This is a genomic window from Oceanobacillus neutriphilus (assembly GCF_014645515.1).
GTDB lineage: Bacteria > Bacillota > Bacilli > Bacillales > Amphibacillaceae > Oceanobacillus > Oceanobacillus neutriphilus.
In genome coordinates this window covers 1-1,893 of sequence record NZ_BMLW01000040.1, presented here as the reverse complement: position 1 = coordinate 1,893, position 1,893 = coordinate 1, and the positions used below count along the sequence as shown (strand labels likewise).

Here is a 1,893-nt window from a genome sequence, read left to right as displayed (position 1 = left end):
CTACGTGCCAGCAGCCGCGGTAATACGTAGGTGGCAAGCGTTGTCCGGAATTATTGGGCGTAAAGCGCTCGCAGGCGGTTCTTTAAGTCTGATGTGAAATCTTGCGGCTCAACCNGTTCTTTAAGTCTGATGTGAAATCTTGCAGCTCAACTGTAAACGTGCATTGGAAACTGGAGGACTTGAGTGCAGAAGAGGAGAGTGGAATTCCACGTGTAGCGGTGAAATGCGTAGAGATGTGGAGGAACACCAGTGGCGAAGGCGACTCTCTGGTCTGTAACTGACGCTGAGGAGCGAAAGCGTGGGGAGCGAACAGGATTAGATACCCTGGTAGTCCACGCCGTAAACGATGAGTGCTAGGTGTTAGGGGGTTTCCGCCCCTTAGTGCTGAAGTTAACGCATTAAGCACTCCGCCTGGGGAGTACGGCCGCAAGGCTGAAACTCAAAAGAATTGACGGGGACCCGCACAAGCGGTGGAGCATGTGGTTTAATTCGAAGCAACGCGAAGAACCTTACCAGGTCTTGACATCCTTTGACCGCTCTGGAGACAGAGTTTTCCCTTCGGGGACAAAGTGACAGGTGGTGCATGGTTGTCGTCAGCTCGTGTCGTGAGATGTTGGGTTAAGTCCCGCAACGAGCGCAACCCTTGATCTTAGTTGCCAGCATTTAGTTGGGCACTCTAAGGTGACTGCCGGTGACAAACCGGAGGAAGGTGGGGATGACGTCAAATCATCATGCCCCTTATGACCTGGGCTACACACGTGCTACAATGGACGGAACAAAGGGAAGCAAGCCCGCGAGGTCAAGCAAATCCCATAAAACCGTTCTCAGTTCGGATTGTAGGCTGCAACTCGCCTACATGAAGCCGGAATCGCTAGTAATCGCGGATCAGCATGCCGCGGTGAATACGTTCCCGGGTCTTGTACACACCGCCCGTCACACCACGAGAGTTCGTAACACCCGAAGTCGGTGAGGTAACCTTATGGAGCCAGCCGCCGAAGGTGGGACGAATGATTGGGGTGAAGTCGTAACAAGGTAGCCGTATCGGAAGGTGCGGCTGGATCACCTCCTTTCTAAGGATTAAAAAGGACATCGACATAACCCACATCGTGTGGGCCATCGTATTTGGTTGTTTGGTTCAGTTTTGAGAGAGTAATTCTCTTTAAAAATTAGATGGGCCTGTAGCTCAGCCGGTTAGAGCGCACGCCTGATAAGCGTGAGGTCGGTGGTTCGAGTCCACTCAGGCCCACCATCTAACTTATATATTGTTATGGGGCCTTAGCTCAGCTGGGAGAGCGCCTGCCTTGCACGCAGGAGGTCAGCGGTTCGATCCCGCTAGGCTCCANCCAGCCGCCGAAGGTGGGACGAATGATTGGGGTGAAGTCGTAACAAGGTAGCCGTATCGGAAGGTGCGGCTGGATCACCTCCTTTCTAAGGATATATAACGGAATTTTGTACTTGGTTGTTTGGTTCAGTTTTGAGAGAGTAATCTCTCTTTTTGTACCTTGAAAACTAAATAAGAGTAACAACGACATCAAACTTTAGAAATAAGGCAAAAAAGCTATAGATATAGCAACACAACTGATTACAAAGTAATCAGCAAACTTATTCATAAACTTAGTTAAGTGAATAAGGGCGCACGGTGGATGCCTTGGCACTAGGAGCCGATGAAGGACGGGACTAACACCGATATGCCTCGGGGAGTTGTAAGTAAACTTTGATCCGGGGATTTCCGAATGGGGGAACCCACTGTTCGTAATGGAACAGGACATCTATCTGAATACATAGGGTAGATGAGGCAGACCCGGGGAACTGAAACATCTCAGTACCTGGAGGAAGAGAAAGAAAAATCGATTTCCTGAGTAGCGGCGAGCGAAACGGAAAGAGCCCAAACCA

The 1,893-nt window shown here is 50.4% G+C and carries 2 tRNA genes and 2 rRNA genes; all 4 read left to right on the top strand.

Going from position 1 to position 1,893, the window contains the following annotated elements:
* Positions 1 to 1,070: ribosomal RNA gene (locus tag IEX29_RS26325) — 16S ribosomal RNA — on the top strand; the annotation flags it as partial.
* Positions 1,071 to 1,172: 102 nt separating this feature from the next.
* Positions 1,173 to 1,249, top strand: a tRNA-Ile gene (locus tag IEX29_RS26320).
* Between the two features lie 20 nt (positions 1,250 to 1,269).
* Positions 1,270 to 1,342: transfer RNA gene (locus tag IEX29_RS26315), tRNA-Ala, on the top strand.
* Between the two features lie 274 nt (positions 1,343 to 1,616).
* Positions 1,617 to 1,893 (top strand): 23S ribosomal RNA (locus tag IEX29_RS26310); the annotation flags it as partial.